This window comes from Bacteroidota bacterium, from assembly GCA_039111535.1.
Lineage (GTDB): Bacteria > Bacteroidota > Rhodothermia > Rhodothermales > JAHQVL01 > JBCCIM01.
Genome location: JBCCIM010000114.1, coordinates 1 through 20,825, shown reverse-complemented (window position 1 = coordinate 20,825; position 20,825 = coordinate 1). Strand labels below are relative to the sequence as shown.

Sequence of the window (20,825 nt, the reverse complement as noted above, 5' to 3'; positions counted from 1 at the left end):
CACCATTTGCTCCAAACCCGGAGAGCTCTTCCCACGAAGCCCCAAGATCGCTGGTCTTCATTATTTTGGGTGTCCCCGCCATCGAAAAGAGGGCAAAAGCCGTCTGAGGTTCCAGCGGGTGCGTTGCAATGTTGGTGATTGGCCCCAGGTCAGCTTCTGCACTGGTAAGCACAGGACTAAATGAAACGCCGGCATCTTGAGAAACAAACAGCGGGATGGTCCCGCCAAAAGTAGCGCCGGCCCAAACAATGTTTGGTGTAGCGAGCGAAATGCGCACAACCGAGTTTGCGCCAACAGGCCAAATGTTTACCAGATCGATGCGCGACCAGGTTGTACCGAAGTCATTTGAACGCACAACACCAGAGGGTGTATTAGCAAAAATCAGGTTGGGGTTCTGGTTAGATTTGGCTAGACGCGTCAGGAATACAGAGTTACCCGGCGGTGTAATGTTTTGCCAGGTAAGGCCCCTGTCTTCGCTTCGAAACATCTGATTAAATTGCGAAGACTGAATGATTCTATCTGGATTTGTATAGTGCCATATGGCTTCGAATCCATCGCCGCTGGGTGCCAGGGCCCATGGCTCTTCGTTGTTCTGCAAGCCTGGAGAAACCCAACTCCCGTTGTCCTGCGTCCCGCCGACATAGCGGTCTGCACCATTCATTTTGTCAACCCCATAAAATTGGGTTGTATTTAAGCCGGCAAGGGGTCTTCGCCGGGTGCCAATTCCATCATAGAGTTGCGAAAAGGTGTCGCCGGTCTGGGTAAAGGTTTGCCCCATGTCATACGAAACGGCAATCCCCCCATCGTTGGCGTTCAATAACATGGGCGGGGCACCGGGGGTTGCGGAGGGTACAAAAAGCACCTGGTGATGGTCTACGTGCACCCCCTTTGCCAATATCGGGTCTTCATCATATCCAGCCGTCAGTTGTTCAACATCAGCCTCGCGGTATGTGCGAATGTCAGGCACAATGCGAATAGACGCCTCCGGGAAAGGTCCGTGCTGGATCTCATCATCGCTTTCTCTTGTGACGGTGACCACATACTGCGCGCGTTCAAAAGCATTCAATGTTGTTGGGATGTGGGGGGCTGTTGCACTATAGGGTTCATTGATCACAAAAATGCGTTCAGATGCATTTACGAGCGCGTCAGCGATATCCCAAAGCCTATCCTGGTCTTCATCTTCAAAAGCGGCCATCAGCTGCCGGTTGTTCTTCACATCCCACACCTCAAACGGTAGGTCAATGTAGTCAACATATTCGCCCACCCATTTTTCAATAAAGCGGTGTACTTTCTGCGACTTCCCGGGGCCCCAGCGAATTTCGACCTCAGTAAATTCAGCGCTGGAAATACCAGGAACGCGCCCCAACCTGTAGGCGGTTGACGGTGCATTTACCACCAGATCCAGCTTGAACAGGTTTGTCGGATCAACTTCAATCACTTCGTCAATATGGCCCTGGTCGAAGAACACATCTTTTAAATCGAGCTGATAAATATCCAGGCCGGCGACAAAAACGCGGGATTCATCTTCAGGGTCTACAGCAATTGCATTGCTGTACCAGCCCAGGTCACCCAGCCAATTGGGCGGCGTAGTATCTTGCTGGTCTAAAATCTCCCATGTAACACCTGCATCACGGGACATAAACAACGTACCATCAAAAAAGCCGGCTTCAGCAGAAACGTATACTACCTCCGGATTTGACGGCGCAATAGCCAACTCCATCCGCCCAACCTGGTAAAAAGGCTCAAAAATCTCAGTCCAGCTCATGCCACCATCAATGGACTTCAACACGCCCCGGCTGTTTACCGATGCATATAAAATGTCGAAATTACCTGGATGTGCAAGCACTTGCTCAACCCTGTTGGGTGACTGGTAAACCGCTTGCCAGGTCACGCCACCATCGCTACTCCGCATCAGGTATGATGCTTCAGCGGCAGCGCCCCGAAGTCCGGTTGAGGTAGCAGCAAGTAGCAGCATCGGATTGGACGGATCAACAGCAAGGCGTAGGGTATTGGTGAATCGGATATCGTCTGCTGTGCTCGTCAATTGCTCCCATGATTCCCCCTTGTCTGCTGATTTCCAGATCCCTTCTCCATAAACAAACGCAAAAGAGCCAAATCCTTCGCCCGTGCCGGCATAGATCAAATCAGGATTAGCAGCCGACATTGCGAGCGTTGTTGTGGCCAGATTGGGCACGTCACGCGTCAATTCCCGCCAGTTTTCGCCGGCGTCTTCCGTTTTCCATACGCCACCACTTGCTGATCCCACAAACCAGGTGCGGTGCGTTTCATCATCAGGGTCAACCAGGACGGCCCTGGCACGGCCTGACACATTTGCAGGCCCCCGTTCTGTCCATTCGACCTGCGAGGCAATACGCTGTCTGTTGCCGGCTTTTAATACCTCTGCCTGATGCAGGGCTTCAACCCGATAGTTGGGTGGGTAATCAGGAGCCGACGCGCCCTGTTTTGTGCGGATGTTACGATGGTATGTCGCAAAGGCATCAGGCGCATCCATACGCATCGTCCCCTGCATCTTCCGCTTGCGCTCAGACACCAGTGAAAGCGCGTCGTCACCATCTTTGTCCCGCTCAGCCGCCGGCCCTTCTGGATTGGCCAGTAGCATCCCCAATGCGATGCAACAACCAACCATGGCCACTACCCACAACCTGTGCTTTCCCAACAATGTCCACTGCTTTTTCGCTATTTTCATGGCAGTTGCTTGTGATCTGTCTGCATATGAGATGACTCGCGCAAAAGAACGTACAAAAATCTCCTACAAAAAATGCTATCCTTTTCTCCCATATCCAGGGCCATTCTGATTGGACTTTTGCTCGCTGCAACCTGCACAACTCAAGGGACGCATGCGCAGAAATCCGACTACATGGCCTACATCAAAAAGGCCGCTGATGATGGATGGACCAATAATCCAGCGATCATCGAACGATGGAAAGACAGGGTTGACCCTAGCGTATTATGGGGGTACAATTCTCCGTCACACCCCATATACCTTGCTGATGTACTTGGTTTTTTGTACGAAGAAACCGAAGAGCGTTTCTATGCCGAGCGCGCTGCAACTTTGTTGGCTGAATACGGCACACTGCGCGATGCTTACCCTGAAGACTACTACACAACCCGCGTTGAATACAGCAATGGCGTACCTGCCCTTTCAAACTTTTTCTTCCTGCCGCCTTATTCACGTGCGTATCTCCGCATCGCAACCAGCGATGTACTGTCAGAAGAAATGAGGGTTATCATTGAACGCGACCTCTCACATAGCCTCGATTTTCAATTTCACTTCCCTGAATGGGGTGCCCACAACCGGGCCATGCTACGCGCAGAAGGATGGTATTATGGTGCCCTTGCCATACCGGACCACGAGCAGGCCGGCAAGTGGAAAAAAATGGCAGAAATCATCGCGGCAGACAACCTGGATGAATGGGAAGTAGAAGATGCATCAGGGTACCAGGCGGTATGGCTCACGTCTGTATTCTCGTATGCAGAAATCACCGGGCAAGAAGAGGCCTTCTTCCGGATGCCAATCATTCGCTACTACGCAGAATACTTCAAGCGCATGTTTACACCTGCGCACACCTTGCCGGCATTTGGCGACTCAAACTGGAATCCTTCATGGGACCGATTCATTGCCATTTTTGAGAAGTATGCCGCCGTGTACCAGGATCCGGAGATGAAGTGGATCGCAGATAAACTCTTTGCGCGCGCCGTGGAAGCCGGCCGCTATGGCGTCGGGGCTGCATCACACCTGGCACTCGCCTACCGGTGGGCAGACGAGTCTATCATCCCTCAAAAACCCACTTCCGGCAGCCAGGAAGTCCTGGAAGATATTGCAGGGAAAAAAATTGTATTCAGAGACGGATGGGATGCAACAAGCACCTACATGCTACTCAATTATCGTGACGAAGGAGATGGCGGCATCGTACACCGCAATTATCTGCGCAATACGCTCACGGTGGAAGAAGAAAAAATGCACCATGGGCAGGCAGACGAAAACGACATTGCCCTCTTAATGTCGAATGGAAGCGTACTCCTGCACAGCAGTGGATACCGTTCGGGGCTGCCCAGCGGACCGTTTGGCCAGTTCCGGGCAGATTATTACCAAAACAAGCTCGTGGTTCGAAAAAACAAACGGGATGTTAACCAATCGGTCGCAAACTTTCTCCACAATTCTGGCGCCTACCGTCCCGTGCGTACGCAAAAAATAGACTTTGCCACCTTCGACGATGTAGAAATGAGCCGCACGCGCCTCCAGGATGACCAGATGGGATATACATGGGACAGGATCATCACCTACCTGAAAGAAGACAATGCGTTTATCGTAGTAGATGCGATCCAGAGCAGGGTATCCGACTTTTATACTTACACCAACCTCTGGCACACCCGTAATATCATCGCAGAGGGGCCACAGTATTTTGTAACCTCCATCGACTCCATCAGAAATGAGGCCCTACCGGTCGACACACATCTGTTGGTACGGTTTCTCGACATCTATGCCAAAGATGCCGGCCATTATGCAGAGCGCCGGCACTTTCAGGACGAACGCGCGATCTACCAGACGCAATCAAGCCACTATAAAACTGGAGACTATGAGGTATTTGTCACCCTCCTTCAACCAATAGAAGCAGGTGACGCCCCCGGCCCATACCTTGAAAAGTATTCCTTGCTGAAACCAGATACTTATCCGGCAGGCCTTGGCATACAAATCAAACGTCCAGCAAGTACGTCGACGTTGTGCTTGAAAATTGATCTTGAAGCTGAGCTTGCAAGAGAAAACATCCGGCCGCGCTATACCTGGGCGGCAGGTAAAATGACCTGCGGGGCGTTCGAAACCGACGCGCACTTCTTTTATGCAAGCGAAACAGCCGACGCACTCTTTTATGCAGCCACACAATTCTTGAACATCTATCGCGACGGACAACCCATCCTGGAAGCATTACCTAACACCCACGGCCTCCAGCCCGATGGGAGTCCACCCAAAATTGGATATACAAAATGGCGCGCCTGGGAGGATGTCCTGCAGCAATGAAGCGAGGAAAGCAGTGTTGACATGAAGTAGCGGCACAACAAAAGAACCAGCCATTTTGTGTGCTTTCCTGGTCCTTAACTTGCTTCAATAACCAGTTCTTAACAAATTGTAGATAGATTTTACATCCAACGGACTGGATCTTATATCCCAATAGCGTTAATATTTTGACAACCAACCACCTATTTGCAAGCGTTATGCGGTATCCCAAATCAATTTTGTTGTTAGCAGCGTTTGCGCTGCTTGTTTCTGCCTGTTCCGTACCGGCAAATCTGCCCGAAGGCTTTGACGCAGAAATCCCCAAAGGTGCAAACCGCGTAGATCTTATTTCGGACAAATCTGTTGAGGACTTGTTTAACGACCTGCAACAGTGGCTGCCGGCTCAGGGATTCGCGATTGAAGATGCAAATGAAGTTACACGCACGATTGAGACCGGGGTAACGGACATTGGCCAACGCAGTACCATGAAAATCAAGCTGCGCATCAATCCCTATGAGCGGGGCGCCAAGATGGAGGCTATTGGGACCTGGTCTTCTGATGTAGAGGAAGCTACGTATGCTTCCGCAAGCGAAAACGTTTCTTCCGAAGAAGTGGACTGGTGGCCGGCAACATGGGAAGGCGAGAATCGGGCTAGCTATGCTTATGCCCGCCTCATCAATGCGTTTTATGATATGCCGGCAACTGAGAAACGGTATGTAAAGCAGTAAAGCGGACAAAATTTTTTTCTGGACAAAAGCCGGCCTTCAAGGGGTCGGCTTTTTCTTATGGCCCAACCTCCGTTCATTACTTTTCTCCCGCCGTCGTTGCAATTCAGTTAGCGCATCCGCGCTAAAACAAACACCAGCGCCTATTTCTGCATTGGTACAATCTTTGATTATCCCAATAACTAGCACTCACTCCACCAAGGATTGCTGACACCCATTCAGGCTTATCCTCCCCCGTTTAATTTTGCCTGGATATATATGCAGAACCGTGCCCCCTCTTCAAAATGGGCTACGTTTTTGATCATTGGCCTACTCTTTTTAAGCCCGGCCTTGCTTCAAGGATGTGACTCATTCTCTGCCCTTGATGAAGATACAGACTTTAATACATCACCTCGAGACCCCGCCCCAGTTTCAACAGTGCACAACAAGCTTAGACACCCGGCCTTGCTTGATGGCGCACGCAAAATTTCGCCCGGACAGGCCGGCAAATCAGGTAGCGAGTACACAAACCTTTTCCTGGCCCTGAATCAGTACGAGGCAGACGGCATCACACCGCGTGTTCTCAACCGTTATGAAGTTACCAATAGAATTCTTGAAGAGTACGGCATTACACGGCGCGTCCTTAATGGCTATGGTATTACGAAGCGGGTGCTGAATGAGTACGATGTCACCCGGCGAATTTTGAACCGGTATGACGTCACAAGGCGTATATTATCACGATATGATGTGACCCGACGCGTCCTGTCGCGCTATAATGGCCAGATTACAGATGCTTTACTGGCAGAATTCAATATCACAGAAGCCACACTACTTACGGAAGGCATTGGCGCAGCTGAAATTGACGATTTCAACACGATGGCATCGCTTCTCGCTGCACATGATGTTACCGCAGAGGCATACATCGACGCCCTGGAAAGCTTTATTCAGGCCATCAGACTTAAAGTTCATATCGACGGCGCGCATCTTGGTATTTCTATCGCCATGGAGAGTGTCTACCTCGACAGTTTCCTCGACGAAATCAGTGATGATCACGAAATTCTGTTTGCTGAGCCTGATATTGAAATCACAACTTCTGATCTTGGGTTCACAAGTGGACAATGGTATGACAACGAAATCACACCATGGGGGATCTCGCAGATTAACACCCCTGTCCCGTCTTTTTTCGAGATGTTCTCCGTTGACTATAACCGCGATCAGCCGGTGCATGTCTACATCCTTGACTCAGGCGCAATGACAGCTTCATGGCTTGATGACCTGAACTATGTTGAGAAAAAAGACTTCACCATGCTCTTTGATGAAGATGAGGATGAACTATGGGAAGAAGATGATGCAGAGGACATGTCTGGATTTGACCCCGGTGATGACGGCAATCCGTATGACGAATCGGGACACGGCACACACGTTGCCGGTACCATCGGCGCCGAAAAAAATCTGCATGGCGTTGTGGGTATTGCACCGGGTGTTAAAATCCATAGCCTGAAGGTATTAACTGATGAAGGCCGAACTGATGTAACAACCCTGCTGGCAGCCGTTGATTACGTAACCCGGGCCAAGCAAGCCAACCCCGACTGGCCGATTGTAGTTAACATGAGCCTTGGTGTAGACATTGGCACCAGCAGCTACAACATTCTTGACGAAGCCATCGAAGCTTCCATTCAGGAAGGCGTAATCTATGTAGCAGCAGCCGGAAACGACGGGCAAAACGCCGCAACCTATTCGCCGGCACATGTTACCGATGTCATTACGGTTGGCGCGTATGACGCAACCAACACCTTTGCACCTTTCTCCAATTTCGGCGACGTAGTTGATATCCTCGCGCCTGGTGAAAGTATCGTGTCATTATCTCACATTATAGAAGAAACGCACGCGTTCGAGAGTATTCTGGCGAGCGGGACTTCTTACGCTGCACCGCATGTGACAGGCGCGGTTGCCCGTTACCTCGGCAGCAATCCCAATGCACACGCCTCAACCGTTGCAAATGCGCTAAAAGCGTCAGCGAAAAACAATGTGGTAGGCACTCCTGTGCTTACAACTGCCAAAGCGCTAGATGTGCATGCCCTCCTCACCAGAGAAACAGCCGCTGATGACCCTGCTAATGACCATTTACCTGAGGATACAGGCGAACAACCAAGCACTGGTTATGTACTGGACACGTTTGATAAGAAAGCATTTGACGGCAATGACGGCTCCCAAAACTGGGCCAGTAACTGGGTAGAGATTGGTGAAGGAGATGGTGCAAAAAAGGGCAAAATCGAAGTTGAGGACTCCTCAAAATGTGCAGATGGAAATTGTCTGGAAATCGATACAGCAAAAAAGGAGCGGGGCATTCAACGCGCGGTTAATCTCGCCGGTGTATCAACAGCCACGTTTAGCTTTGATTATCGTAGAAAAGATCTCGAAGAATCAAATCTTCATGTCGAGATATCGGACAATGGAGGCAAAAATTGGACACGCCTTTACACGTTTAAAGAGGGTTCCGACAGCTCTCAAAAAAACAGATTGTTTGATATATCTTCTTATGCCAGCGCTGATACCCAGATTCGCTTTATCGTAAAAGGAGAGAAAGGGGAGAAAAAGGTATATATCGACAACATCAAGGTGTCATTCTAACAAAAAACCTCCAGCAGGTGAGCTGAGCAATCTTAAATCCCCGTACGTCAGGCATTCCCTGATGTACGGGGATTTTCAATTGTGTAAAAGAGGGAAAACTGCTTGGCATTGCCCTTATGATTAAGGCTGCATGTTATGAAGCCGAAAGAAGCCGCCGTACCGATCTCGGAGTTCATCGGTACGCGTGCGCATGGCTTTCAGTACCTGAGCATAGTCCGGATTATCCGCAAGATTGTGTTGCTCTAGCGAATCGTTGGCTAAGTTGTACAGCTCTTCGTATACCGGATCCAGCTCAAAGTACCGGGTGTACTTAAATTTCTCGCCCCGAACGCCTTCGTGTTTCACAATTTGTTTGTGGTCCATGAGGTGCTCGATGAAAAAATCTGTACGCCAGGTATCACCGACGTTGTCGTCAAGCAAAGGTAGCAGACTGTGTCCTTGCATGGAAGCGGGAATAGCAATGCCAGCCAAATCCAGCAGAGTTGGAGCTACGTCGATGTTCAGCGCCATGGCAGTTGGCCGAAGACCTGCGTATGAATCGTTGCGTGGATCATACAGGAGCAAAGGCACGCGAATAGACGGTTCAAGCGCCAACCACTTGCCGGCATAACCACGCTCTCCAAGGAAATACCCGTTGTCTCCCATAAGCACTATCACTGTATTATCGGCAACATCCAGCGCTTCCAGCTTGTCCATTACCCGTGCCAACGCGGCATCAACCCCGCTGATCATGCGGTAGTATCCTTTGGTCATATCGCTGGCTTTTTGTGGGTTATCAAACCGCCAGAACCAGCGATACCGGTTCATGTTGATTTCGGGATCGCGCAAAAACTGCGGCAATGCGTCGTGAAATGCCGGCGCAGCAAGCGGAGGAGTGGCTATTTCAAGGTCTTCATACAGCGTATCCATCGCAGCAGGCCAAATAAACTGGCGTTCGTCGCTATCCTCTGCATGCGGCGCATTGAAACTCAGGGTAAGCGCAAAAGGACCAGCTACTGCTGAATCAAGAAAAGCAATCGCCCGATCCGCGGTAATATCTGTCAGGTGTCGAACAGACCCATCGGACTGCTCCTTAAAATAGGGATTGCGATGTAGCGGTTCGAAAACCGTAAACATAGCATCAGCCGCCCCTTCGTGTAGGTTGACGCCAAACTTCCCGATGTGGGCCGTCTGGTACCCGGCGCGTTTTAGGAGCGCCGGATAGCTGCTGTTTGCAAATGAATCGGCCAGCGGCGGGGTGATAAACGTATACCGATGGGTACGCTCTACAACACCTGCCAACAGGCTGGCCCGGCTTGCCGCGCAAATGGGTGTGGTAACAAAAGCCTGCTCAAATCGGACGCCATTTTCAGCCAGCCAATCCATCATCGGCGTGTGCAGATCCGCGTTCATGTTGCCCATCATGTCGAACCGCTGATCATCGGTGATGACAAAGAGGAGATTGGGAGCCGCGGCTTCAGGTGCGGTAACGGGGGCACATCCATCAACGCCGGCCAAAACGAGCAGGCATACGCCACACAGGTATTGTAGATTTTTCATTACGCCAGGGGGGCTACAGGTGGTTTCCCCAAGCTATCACTATACCAAATCAAACACAACCGAACGCAGCTTTGGCACTTAACCCGTTACGCTTGCATTGCGAATCATGCGGCAAAACAGGTCTGGAAAAAACCGTTTTATATACACGCCAAAGCGCTCAAATCCGCCCAGATACACCTCGTTTTTCCCTCCTTCAACGGCACGCAGAATTTTACGCGCCAGCACCTCCGGCGACATCCCGTTGGCCTGGCCTTTATCCATCGTCCCTTGCGGCGTCCCATCACCGGTCATTGCATTTATCGAAATGTCTGTTTTGATGTATCCCGGACAAACAAGCGTTACCGCAATACCTTCTCGCCACATTTCTGCACGCAAGGCATCAAAAAAGCCATGCAACGCGTGTTTGGACGCCGCATACCCGGATCTGAGCGGTGTCCCAAATTTGCCGGTCAGGCTGCTGACGACAACAATATGCCCTTTGTTGAGCGACAACATGGACGGCAAAAGTGCCTTGGTAAGCGCAACGGGGCCCAGGTAATTGGTCTCGATCAGTTTCCGATCTGTTTCGATGTCTGTTTCGATTGCAAGAGACCGCTGGCTAACGCCGCCATTGTTTATCAAAAAGTCTACCCGGCCATAATACCCGACGGCTTCTTTGGCTTTCCCTTCCAGCGATGTAATATTCGTCAAATCAAGGGGGAGCACTTCATGGCGCGCCGGATCATCGAGGGTTTGCCGCACTTCTTCCAGCTTTTTGATGTTTCTGGCGGAAAGAATGATGGTAGATCCCTGCCGGCTGAGTTCCTGCGCCAATGCAGCGCCAATACCCGATGAAGCACCAGTTATCCAAACAATGCGGTCTTTGTAGTACAACGTGATAGTCCGATTTGATGATCAGCCAAATGACGGCTGAAAAAACGAGAAGACGTAACCCCCGTTATTTTAGTTTCCAGCGCGCTAAATGTCCAGCCTTTGCCGGTTGACTCAAAGAAGTGAATAACATATATTGCACATATATCAAAACCACCTACATAACGTAAACCTGTCTATGAGCGCGCACATCCAACCCGGACAATTTGTTTGGCACGACTTGATGTCAAACACGCCAGAAGAGTCAACCAAATTTTACCAGCGCATCTTTGGCTGGGATCTCGAAGTGGCCCACATGGGAGAAGCAATTGGCGACTATACCATGTTCAAACACGATGATACTACAATTGGTGGTGTTGTTGGGTTAGATCCAGCACACGGCGTTCCTTCACACTGGATTTCATACATTTCCGTAGATGATGTGGATGCCGCCTGTAAATCAACAGAGCATGCTGCTGGCACCGTTGCAGTCCCCCCTTTTGATATTCCCAATGTTGGCAGAACAGCTGTCCTGGCGGACCCAACCGGAGCATACTTTTCTCCTTACACAGAAACGTCTGACGAATCTTTCACCCCGCCGGCTCCTGCTGTTGGTCTCTTTAATTGGCACGAATTAATGAGCACCGACATCGAAAAAGCGAAAAGCTATTACACAGCCTTAGTCGGCTGGTCGATTGGATCAATGGAAATGCAAGACCCGCCTGATACGTACTGGATGTTCCAGCACGGCGACCAACCGGTTGCCGGTGCGATCCAGATGCCGGCTGCCGCAGGGGAAGATGCCGTTTCCAATTGGCTCCCTTACATAGGTGTAGCCAACGTCCCGGAATCAGCAAAGAAAACCAAAGAACTGGGGGGCACCATCCATGTCCCACCAACCCATATGCGCGAGCCATCCACGGTACACTTTGCTGTACTTGGTGCCCCCGATGGTTCCATGTTTGGTATTGTAGAAGTATAAATTACCGCTTCCCGTTTGAACGATTAAAACCCGTGTGCCCTTGCCACGGGTTTTTTTATTGCCTTTCTCCTTCTGAAATTCCCAAACTTATTTGCGCTTCTCTCTGAGAGTGTGTCCAACAGTAATGAGGATTAACAAGAACCAGGTTGCGGAAATTTTTTCCAGATAATCAAGCCACAAAGTACGTTTTCACCCGTTAAACGACTTACGTTTGCGTTTGCTTACACTGCAACATGGCAGACATTCAATTAATAATAAAACCCTTTCCAGGTCTCAGGACGTCAGCATAACCGGTATTATTGCAGCAAACCCTTATATTCCACGATGTTTTTTGCATTAAAGCCGGCGTAATTTTGGTTGATAACCAACATAAGGTATCACGTTTTCGTGCTGCATAATCCAGAGATGTAACCCCCTTGCACCAGATCAAAAGGTAAACTCCCTTGCATACTGCTTTTGACGTACGTGCCCAAAAGCCAAGAGTAGCAGAACTGTCAAGTAGCTTTGATGTGCTGTTTTCCGGACAGAATACATACAGCGAAACCCCATCTGTTGTCACTGAAACAGCACCGGACACTGACCTACAGCAGAAAACCAGAAAAATTCTACTGGTTGAAGACAACCTGATTAATCAGAAAGTAGCCCTCCGCATACTTGCACAACACGGCTATGTAGCTGACACTGCTATCAATGGCCAGGAGGCACTTGAAGCGTTTAAATCGAAAGCCTACGATCTCGTATTAATGGACATCCAGATGCCAATAATGGATGGTATCTCGGCCACACGCTCCATTCGCGACAAATTTGGCTCCGAGCGGCCCTACATCATCGCTGTAACAGCCAATGTTACGCCGGAAGATCAGAAAAACTGCTACGAAGCCGGCATGAACGATTTTGTCACCAAGCCTATCCGTTCGGATGTACTTTTGGCCGCAATAGACAAAGCTCCTCCTCCTCAGACAGATCAGTAACCGATACGCGCGACAAGGGCCTGGCAGATACGATTGACCAGGAAAAGCCCTTGAACTACAAAAGTCCAGGCCATACTATATCTTCCACAGATCACCTGGGTCCTTAGCAGTCTTGCTAACTCAGAACCGCCTGATACTTTTAACCCGCGCCAACCTTGCCAAACAAAAAAAAGCCCAGAAAAGTTACGTTACTGGACGTTGCGGAGCATGCCGGCGTTTCGCGGGCAACTGCATCACTCGTTTTGCGTGGCAGTAAACTTGTCGCAGACAAAACACGGCAACAAGTGCTGGCGTCCATGGAAGCGTTAGGGTACGTGTACAATCGTGCCGCTGCCAATCTAAGGGCACAAAAATCTCACACCATCGGGCTGGTCGTAACTGATATAACCAATCCCTTCTTCGCTGAGTTGGCCGTGTGTATTGAAGCTGCACTGGAAAACCTGGACTACACCGTCATGTTGTGCAATTCACGCGACAACCTGGATAAACAAGACCGGTTGCTGCGTGTCCTCAGTGGCCATATGGTCGACGGTATTGTTATTTGCCCAGCCCAGGGAAGTACATCCAATACGATTCAAACGCTCAAGCAGTGGCAAATTCCGGTTGTGCTCGTCGCGCGCTACATTGAGGGTAGCACCATTGATTATGCCGGCGCAGATAATATCCTTGGCGCCTCCATGGCAGTAGATCACCTGGTGTCGAAAGGCCATACACGTATTGCCTTCCTGGGCGGCGTGAGCGATTCATCCGCCAGAAACGAGCGACAAACAGGCTACCAGGAAGCACTCCAACGACACAACCTTGCTTTCGACCCCACCCTCTCCGTTACCAGTCCCGTTTCGCGACAGGGAGGCTTTGATGCACTTACCTACCTGCTGGATCAACCAGACCCGCCAACCGCTGCCGTGTGCTTTAATGATGTGGTTGCATTTGGCGCCATGCTGGGCTTGCAGGCTCGAAATCTGACACCCGGTATCGATTTTTCGATTATCGGATTTGATGACATTGCAGACGCCGCCCTTGTTCGGCCGGCCCTCACCACTATAGCCATCAAACCGCAGGAAATAGGCGAAGCTGCTACCTCTTTACTGCTTAACCGGCTTCAAAATCCCGACCGAGACCACCTGCGATCCGTCTTAAAACCGCATCTCGTTGTGCGGGAAAGTACCAGCGCTTGAATTCGTGCTGGATAGTCTGTAGATTATTCCATCCTATTTTAGATCGATCTAAAAACAATACTGCCAACCATGCCAGAAGGAAAAACAACCCTCGGCTGGGGCCTCATCGGCGCCAGTACCATCGCAAAAGAATGGATGATTCCTGCCATCAATGCGCAAACAGATAGCAAAGTTGTTGCCGTGATGAGTTCAAGTGAGGAGCGCGGCAAGCAGTATGCAGCTGCGAACGGCATTCCGCGGGCTTACCATTCGGTTGACGCCCTGCTGGCAGACCCGGAGGTGGACATTGTCTACATCAGTACAACCAACGAAAAACACAAGGCTGAGACCCTTGCGGCTGCAAAAGCCGGCAAACATGTGCTGTGCGAAAAGCCGCTTGCTCTGGTCCTTGATGATGCAAAAGAAATGGTAGCTGCATGCCATGCAGCGGGTGTGGTGATGGGCACCAATCACCATTTGCGTAATGCAGTCACCCACCGCACCATGCGCCAAATGATTATGGATGGCGCTATCGGAAAGCCGTTGGCTGTACGGGTATTCCATGCGGTGTTTCTCCCTGAACACCTCCAGGGGTGGCGCATCAGAGATCCTAAAACAGGCGCCGGCGTCATCATGGACATCACCGTACACGACACAGACACCATGCGCTACGTACTGAATGACGAAGTAATCGAAGTCACCGCGCTCTCTGCGCAACAAGGCATGGGCGCTGGTGAAATTGAAGATGCAGTAATGGGCGTGATGCGATTCAAAAACGGTGCAATTGCGCAGTTCCACGATGCATTTACCATTGGCCACACCAATACAGGCTTTCAGGTTCACGGCACAACGGGCTCCCTGCATGCTGAAGATGTGATGACGCAGGCACCCATTGGCAAAATTTATTTGCAGCGCGGCGGAGAAAGAGAAGAAGTTGCTTTGCCGGCACCTGAAAATCTCTATGCGCATGCTGTGCAGGCGTTTAACAAAGCGGCAAAAAGTGAAGGCGCCCCCTGGGCAACCGGAGAAGACGGTATCAAGTCGTTGGCCGTTGCGCTGGCGGTGCTGGAATCAACACAAACTGGCAAAGCTGTACAGGTGCAATATTAGCAGGCCGTGAACAGCGCAACCAAACAAATTAATAACCACCCTAGATGCCCATTGACCGGGCTCGGCATATGAATGCTAAAGTAATTTCTGCAGCAGCAGCAGCAGCCCTCATTCCGGATGGCGCAACAGTTTCTGTCAGTTCGTCCAGCGGCCTGGGTTGCCCCGATGCGGTATTAAAAGCTATCGGCGAACGCTTTGCTCAAACACAGCAGCCTACCGCGCTAACCACGCTGCACCCCATAGCTGCCGGCGATATGTATGGGATTGACGGCATCGATCATATTGCAAAACCGGGCCTGTTAAAACGCGTGGTAGCCGGCTCTTTACCCAGTGGACCTTCATCCATGCCATCGCCCCAAATTTGGCAAATGATTTATGCCAACGAAGTAGAGGCGTACAACTTCCCGAGCGGTATCATTTTTCACATGCACAGGGAAGCAGCTGCCAAACGGCCAGGTGTGTTAACGCAGGTTGGCATGGACACCTACCTCGACCCGCAACATGAAGGCGGGCGCATGAATGACAAAACCACCGAAGACCTGGTTGAACGGGTGACGTTTGACAACCAGGAATGGCTGTACTTCCGCTCTGTTTCTGTTGACGTGACCATTATTCGGGGCACAACGGCTGATGAGCGGGGCAATATTTCGATGGAGCATGAAGGCGGGTACCTTGGCGTGTACGACCAGGCGCTGGCCGCCAGAAACAACGGTGGCATCGTAATCGCACAGGTCAAACGTGTGGTGGCAGCCGATTCTATTCCTCCGCAGCAAGTGCGCGTGCCGAGTGTGCTGGTCGATTACATTGTCGAAGCGCCGGATCAGATGCAGACAACACAAACGCAGTTTGACCCGGCGATCAGCGGTATCATCCGCCGACCCAGCCATACGTTCGACCGGGCCCCGTGGAATGCAGACAAAGTAATTGCGCGTCGCGCGGCCATGGAGCTGTTGGCTGGAGAAGCTGTCAACCTCGGATTTGGCATCTCGGCACTGGTCCCGCGTGTGTTACTGGAAGAAGGATTGAACGACGCGGTCACTTGGGTAATTGAGCAAGGTGCAGTAGGCGGTGTGCCGCTACTGGGCTTTCAGTTTGGCTGTGCAGCCAATGCCCAGGCCATTGTACCTTCCCCAGATCAGTTCACCTACTTCCAGGGCGGCGGTTTTGACAAAAGCTTCCTGTCTTTCATGCAGATTGACCAGCATGGCAACGTCAACGTATCTCGCCTGTCAGCCAAGCCACACGTAACCGCCGGCGTGGGCGGGTTTGTCGACATCACGGCGCACGCGAAAAACATTGTTTTCAGCGGCTACTTTACCGCAGCCGGGCTCAAGCTTTCTGTTGACGACGGAAAAATTTCGATTTTGCAAGAAGGCAAGGTCAGTAAATTTGTGCCTGCGGTTGAGCAAATATCATTTAGCGGCAAACGCGCCACAGCAACAGGACAGCAGGTAACCTACGTCACTGAACGGTGCGTAATCAGGCTTACAGCGCAAGGCCTCAACGTTGTAGAAATTGCACCTGGGGTAGATCTTGAGAAAGACATCCTGGGGCAGGCGGCCATTCCCCTGCAGGTAAGCGAAAACCTCAAACTCATGGACCCCAGGTTGTACCAACCTGAGCCGATGAACCTCAAGCTTGCATAAACCAGCATGCCAACACCAGCATGTTGAGCGTATCCACCCAAACCATTACACGCCATGCCTTCCAATAAAAATGCTACATACGATTACATCGTTGTTGGCGCCGGCGCAGCTGGATGTGCCGTAGCCAACCGGCTCAGCGAAGACCCCAACGTATCTGTTGCCATCCTGGAAGCAGGTGGAAAAGATTCCAACCCGCTGATCCATATGCCTGCCGGCTTCACCAAGCTCACCGGTGATGACGTAAACTGGGGATTTCAAACGGTCCCACAACCGCAAGTCAACAACCGAAAAATGCATTACCCTCAGGGTAGAACGCTTGGCGGCAGCACGTCGATCAATGCAATGATTTACATCCGCGGTCACCGGCTGGATTACGATGAATGGCGGGATCTCGGCAATGAAGGCTGGGGATACGACGGCGTATTGCCCTACTTCAAAAAATCGGAAAACAATGAGCGGTTTGTAGATGAATTCCATGGCAGCGGAGGTCCGCTTAATGTAGCAGACCAGACCCAGTCCAACCAGCTTACCCGTGCGTTTGTGCGATCAGCACAAGAAGCCGGCATTCCTTACACCCCAGATCACAACGGTGCCAAACAAGAAGGTGTCAGCTTCTACCAGGTCACGCAGCGCGATGTCAAAAGAGAAAGCGCTGCAACGGCATTTCTAAAGCCGGCAAGAAACAGAAAAAACCTGACGGTTATTACACGGGCCATGGCTACGCGGGTGCTTACAGAAAACAACAGAGCTGTAGGCATCGAGTACTTCCGCAACAACAAAGAAAAACTGTCTCTTTATGCAAACCGGGAAGTGATCCTGAGCGGCGGCGCGGCAAACTCGCCAAAGCTCCTGCTACTGTCTGGTATTGGACCCGCAGATGAATTAAAAGCACTTGGTATCGATGTTGTCCACAACCTGCCGGGTGTAGGTAAGAATTTTCAGGATCACATGGATGTCTACATTGCTGCAGAGTGTAGCCAGCCGCTTAGTTATAACGGTGAGGATCGCTGGGACAAAGCCGTGCGGCATGGCATCCAGTATTTGCTATACAAAACAGGTCCGGTAACCGCCTGTGTTGCTGAAGCCGGCTGCTTCGTCTACAGCAAAGAGTTTAGCGGCATAGATGTCCGCTCTCCAGACATCCAGATCCACTGCCTGCCTGCCTACGTTGTCGATCACGGCAGAAAGCGGATCAAGGGGCACGGCATCACAATTAACACTTGCAACCTGAGACCAAAGAGCATCGGCTCGGTGACACTTAAGTCATCAAACCCGTTGGATGCGCCGAATATTGACCCCAACTTCCTGGACGATCCCTATGATTGGAAAATCTCTATTGCTGGTTTTAAGTGGGGACGTAAAATCCTGAATTCGCCGGCATTCAAGCCTTTTATTAAAAGAGAACTGATGCCCGGTATCGAAAACCAGTCGGATGAAGAAATCAAAGACTACATCCGTAAATGGTCGAAAACGGATTACCACCCGGTTGGCTCATGCAAAATGGGCAGTGATGACATGGCTGTTGTTGATACACAGCTCCGCGTACATGGCATGAATGGCCTGCGGGTGATTGACGCTTCGATTATGCCCACTTTGATCAGTGGCAATACGCAAGCCCCCTCTATCATGGTCGGTGAAAAAGGAGCCGCCATTATTAGAGCAGGCAAAGTTGTTTAGCCAGCAGGCTTACCACCCAATCAAAGAACGTTATGCCCATTGAACTGGACAAAGCCGGCCCTATTGCCACACTTACGCTTAACCGACCAGAGAAACTGAATGCATTGACAGTGGAGATGCTCTTACAAATGGAACAGCACCTCCTCGCGCTTTCTCGCGATGCTGATATCCGGGTACTCTTGATAAAAGGTGCCGGCGACCGATCATTCTGCGTGGGTGCAGACATCCATGCCTGGGCTGATCTGGACGCTGTGGCGATGTGGCGCAACTGGATCACCGAAGGACACCGCATTTTCGATCTACTGGCGCGGCTACGGGTGCCAACCATTGCGGTGCTCAATGGCTACACATTCGGCGGTGGACTTGAACTGGCCCTCGCTGCTGATATACGGCTTGCCGCGAATCATGTGCAGCTTGCCCTGCCCGAGGTGCAGCTTGGCATTGTACCAGGCTGGGGTGGCACAAACCGGTTACCAGCACTTGTCGGTGCAGCCCGCGCCAAGCAGATGGTTTTCACCGGCATGCGTATCTCAGCAGAACAGGCCGCTTCGTGGGGCCTGGTTAACGAAGTTGTTGATACGGACACACTCGAACAACACGCCCAAAATATGGCATCCGCCATTTGTAACAATGGCCCCCTGGCAGTACAAATGACCAAGCAACTTATTGATGGCAACGCGGCCGGCAGTTCGGGCTTCCAACTGGAAGCGTTGGCGTCTGGCTTTGCCCGGTTTACAGAAGATGCAATTGAAGGCGTAGCTTCGTTCAAAGAAAAACGCCCTCCGGTTTTCAAGGGACAGTAAGTATTTTTATTTACCTGCAGAAATCCAGCAAAACCCCGCACCTTTTTTGCAGTACCACTATATCGTCAAGCAGTCATACACCTACAGGAATCCGTCTACTTATGCCCAATCTCCCAAAAGAACCAGTTTCTTATCAGATGTTAATCGCCGGCGACTGGGTTGAGGCGCAGAGCGGTGATCGCTATCATCGTGACAGCCCCGGACACGGTATTAAGGTAGGCACGTATCCTCGCGCCGGCGTAGCGGATGTCGATGCCGCTGTCGCTGCAGCAAAAACTGCCTTTGAAGACAGTACCTGGCGCTTGATGAAAGGCGCAGACCGGGCGCGCTTGCTCCACCGTGTCGGCGAAATTATTCGGGAAGATGCAGATGACTTGGCGCGTATCGAAGCACTCGAGAGCGGCAAACCCGTTGCGCAGGCCCGCGGCGAAATGATGGGTACAGCAGATCTGTGGGAGTATGCAGCAACACTTGCACGTCACACGTATGGCGACACATACAATACCCTGGGCCCCGACATGTTGGGGATGGTGCTTCGTGAACCCATTGGGGTCGTGGGCATGATCACGCCCTGGAATTTCCCGCTCCTCATTATCAGTCAGAAACTGCCTTTTGCACTGGCCACTGGCTGTACGGCTGTGATCAAGCCAAGTGAACTGACACCGGGCACCACACTACGACTTGGTAACATTCTACAGGAAGTGGGTTTCCCTGCTGGCGTTGTCAACATCGTAACCGGATTTGGTGCCCCGGCCGGCGCGCGCATCGCTGAACACCCTGACATCGACATGATCTCTTTCACGGGATCCACGGCTGTAGGAAAGAAAATCGTAGCCGCTTCACAGGGCAACCTGAAAAAGGTCTCCCTGGAGCTGGGAGGTAAAAACCCGCAGATTGTGTTTGCAGATGCAGACCTCGAAGCAGCGTTGGATGCTGTTGTGTTTGGCGCCTACTTCAATATGGGCGAATGCTGTAATGCCGGCAGCCGGCTTCTCGTGCAGAGCTCCATTGCGGACCAGTTCATCAAGCAAGTAGTGGAACGCGCCAAGACAGTGCCAGTCGGTGATCCGCTTGATGAGGCAACCAAGGTGGGCGCCATCATCAACGACAACCAGTACGATAAAATTTTTGAGTACATCGATGCCGGCAAAGCTGGTGGCGCACAATTGAAGCTCGGTGGCAAAGCCATGGAATCTAAAAACGGTCGCTTCATCGAGCCAACAGTATTCACAGATGTGTCGCCGGACATGGATATCGCCAAAAACGAAATCTTTGGCCCTGTACTTTCGATCATCGAGTTTGACACAGTAGATGATGCCGTGCGCATTGCCAACGATTCGCTTTACGGTTTATCAGCCGGCGTCTGGACGCGCAATATAGACCACGCCTTCCAGGTTGCCCGCAACGTCCGCGCCGGCACCATCTGGATCAACTCCTACATGGACGGCTACCCGGAACTGCCTTTTGGCGGATACAAAGAAAGTGGACAAGGCAGAGAGCTGGGCCGCTTCACGCTCGACGAGTTCTGCGAACTAAAAACCATCCAACTCCATATGGGCCCGCGCACCAACTGGTGGCATAAAGAGGACTAGGTTGAAGGAAATATAGTCCTTCGGCATTCAACATCCCTTGTTCGGGGTCAACGGGAGCAGAAAATATAGTAGCTAGCAAAGATTCATTCGTTATAAGCAATTTAGTGCGCGGATGTCCACCAAATGCGTGGCGATGAGCGGTGGGTGCTT

At 51.3% G+C, this 20,825-nt stretch carries 14 protein-coding genes; 11 read left to right on the top strand and 3 right to left on the bottom strand.

What is annotated here, in order from left to right:
- The coding region (locus AAF564_16660) for a hypothetical protein (GenBank protein MEM8487187.1) at positions 1-2,707 on the bottom strand (2,707 nt) is incomplete at its 3' end.
- 72 nt (positions 2,708-2,779) lie between these two features.
- On the opposite strand from AAF564_16660, the gene AAF564_16655 reads away from it, so the two are divergent.
- The 3 genes from AAF564_16655 to AAF564_16645 all read left to right on the top strand — a co-directional run bounded on the left by AAF564_16655 (position 2,780) and on the right by AAF564_16645 (position 8,349).
- Positions 2,780-5,038, top strand: coding sequence for a hypothetical protein (locus AAF564_16655; protein ID MEM8487186.1), 2,259 nt, complete (start codon positions 2,780-2,782; stop codon positions 5,036-5,038).
- Between the two features lie 194 nt (positions 5,039-5,232).
- Positions 5,233-5,742, top strand: coding sequence for a hypothetical protein (locus AAF564_16650; GenBank protein ID MEM8487185.1), 510 nt, complete (start codon positions 5,233-5,235; stop codon positions 5,740-5,742).
- Positions 5,743-5,997: 255 nt separating this feature from the next.
- The gene (locus AAF564_16645) at positions 5,998-8,349 is read left to right on the top strand and encodes a S8 family peptidase (protein ID MEM8487184.1); all 2,352 of its coding nucleotides are present in this window, start codon (positions 5,998-6,000) and stop codon (positions 8,347-8,349) included.
- A 120-nt stretch (positions 8,350-8,469) separates the two neighbouring features.
- On the opposite strand, the gene AAF564_16640 is transcribed toward AAF564_16645, so the two are convergent.
- Positions 8,470-9,888, bottom strand: coding sequence for a sulfatase (locus AAF564_16640; GenBank protein MEM8487183.1), 1,419 nt, complete (start codon positions 9,886-9,888; stop codon positions 8,470-8,472).
- A 78-nt stretch (positions 9,889-9,966) separates the two neighbouring features.
- A complete protein-coding gene (locus tag AAF564_16635) occupies positions 9,967-10,761 on the bottom strand; it encodes an SDR family oxidoreductase (protein ID MEM8487182.1) in 795 nt (264 codons plus the stop codon).
- A 175-nt stretch (positions 10,762-10,936) separates the two neighbouring features.
- On the opposite strand from AAF564_16635, the gene AAF564_16630 reads away from it, so the two are divergent.
- The 8 genes from AAF564_16630 to AAF564_16595 all read left to right on the top strand — a co-directional run bounded on the left by AAF564_16630 (position 10,937) and on the right by AAF564_16595 (position 20,675).
- Positions 10,937-11,719 (top strand): VOC family protein, encoded by a 783-nt coding sequence (locus AAF564_16630; GenBank protein MEM8487181.1) that lies wholly within the window; start codon positions 10,937-10,939, stop codon positions 11,717-11,719.
- Positions 11,720-12,162: 443 nt separating this feature from the next.
- Positions 12,163-12,690, top strand: a complete 528-nt coding sequence (locus AAF564_16625) for a response regulator (GenBank protein MEM8487180.1) — start codon at positions 12,163-12,165, stop codon at positions 12,688-12,690.
- Positions 12,691-12,845: 155 nt separating this feature from the next.
- Complete coding sequence (locus AAF564_16620; GenBank protein MEM8487179.1) at positions 12,846-13,868, top strand: LacI family DNA-binding transcriptional regulator; 1,023 nt, start codon at positions 12,846-12,848, stop codon at positions 13,866-13,868.
- A 69-nt stretch (positions 13,869-13,937) separates the two neighbouring features.
- Positions 13,938-14,957 (top strand): Gfo/Idh/MocA family oxidoreductase, encoded by a 1,020-nt coding sequence (locus AAF564_16615; GenBank protein MEM8487178.1) that lies wholly within the window; start codon positions 13,938-13,940, stop codon positions 14,955-14,957.
- Positions 14,958-15,025: 68 nt separating this feature from the next.
- Entirely contained in the window at positions 15,026-16,603 is a 1,578-nt protein-coding gene (locus tag AAF564_16610) for an acyl CoA:acetate/3-ketoacid CoA transferase (GenBank protein ID MEM8487177.1), read from the top strand.
- Positions 16,604-16,657: 54 nt separating this feature from the next.
- The gene (locus AAF564_16605; GenBank protein ID MEM8487176.1) at positions 16,658-18,280 is read left to right on the top strand and encodes a choline dehydrogenase; all 1,623 of its coding nucleotides are present in this window, start codon (positions 16,658-16,660) and stop codon (positions 18,278-18,280) included.
- A 32-nt stretch (positions 18,281-18,312) separates the two neighbouring features.
- Positions 18,313-19,083, top strand: coding sequence for an enoyl-CoA hydratase-related protein (locus AAF564_16600; protein MEM8487175.1), 771 nt, complete (start codon positions 18,313-18,315; stop codon positions 19,081-19,083).
- Between the two features lie 101 nt (positions 19,084-19,184).
- Positions 19,185-20,675, top strand: a complete 1,491-nt coding sequence (locus AAF564_16595; GenBank protein MEM8487174.1) for an aldehyde dehydrogenase family protein — start codon at positions 19,185-19,187, stop codon at positions 20,673-20,675.
- Positions 20,676-20,825: the final 150 nt, after the last annotated feature.

Excerpts from the sequence above, each read along its gene's own strand:
- AAF564_16655 (MEM8487186.1), top strand. The coding sequence starts at position 2,780 with ATGCTATCCTTTTCTCCCATATCCAGGGCCATTCTGATTGGACTTTTG.
- AAF564_16650 (MEM8487185.1), top strand. The coding sequence starts at position 5,233 with ATGCGGTATCCCAAATCAATTTTGTTGTTAGCAGCGTTTGCGCTGCTT.
- AAF564_16645 (MEM8487184.1), top strand. The coding sequence starts at position 5,998 with ATGCAGAACCGTGCCCCCTCTTCAAAATGGGCTACGTTTTTGATCATT.
- AAF564_16640 (MEM8487183.1), bottom strand. The coding sequence starts at position 9,888 with ATGAAAAATCTACAATACCTGTGTGGCGTATGCCTGCTCGTTTTGGCC.
- AAF564_16630 (MEM8487181.1), top strand. The coding sequence starts at position 10,937 with ATGAGCGCGCACATCCAACCCGGACAATTTGTTTGGCACGACTTGATG.
- AAF564_16615 (MEM8487178.1), top strand. The coding sequence starts at position 13,938 with ATGCCAGAAGGAAAAACAACCCTCGGCTGGGGCCTCATCGGCGCCAGT.
- AAF564_16610 (MEM8487177.1), top strand. The coding sequence starts at position 15,026 with ATGAATGCTAAAGTAATTTCTGCAGCAGCAGCAGCAGCCCTCATTCCG.
- AAF564_16605 (MEM8487176.1), top strand. The coding sequence starts at position 16,658 with ATGCCTTCCAATAAAAATGCTACATACGATTACATCGTTGTTGGCGCC.
- AAF564_16600 (MEM8487175.1), top strand. The coding sequence starts at position 18,313 with ATGCCCATTGAACTGGACAAAGCCGGCCCTATTGCCACACTTACGCTT.
- AAF564_16595 (MEM8487174.1), top strand. The coding sequence starts at position 19,185 with ATGCCCAATCTCCCAAAAGAACCAGTTTCTTATCAGATGTTAATCGCC.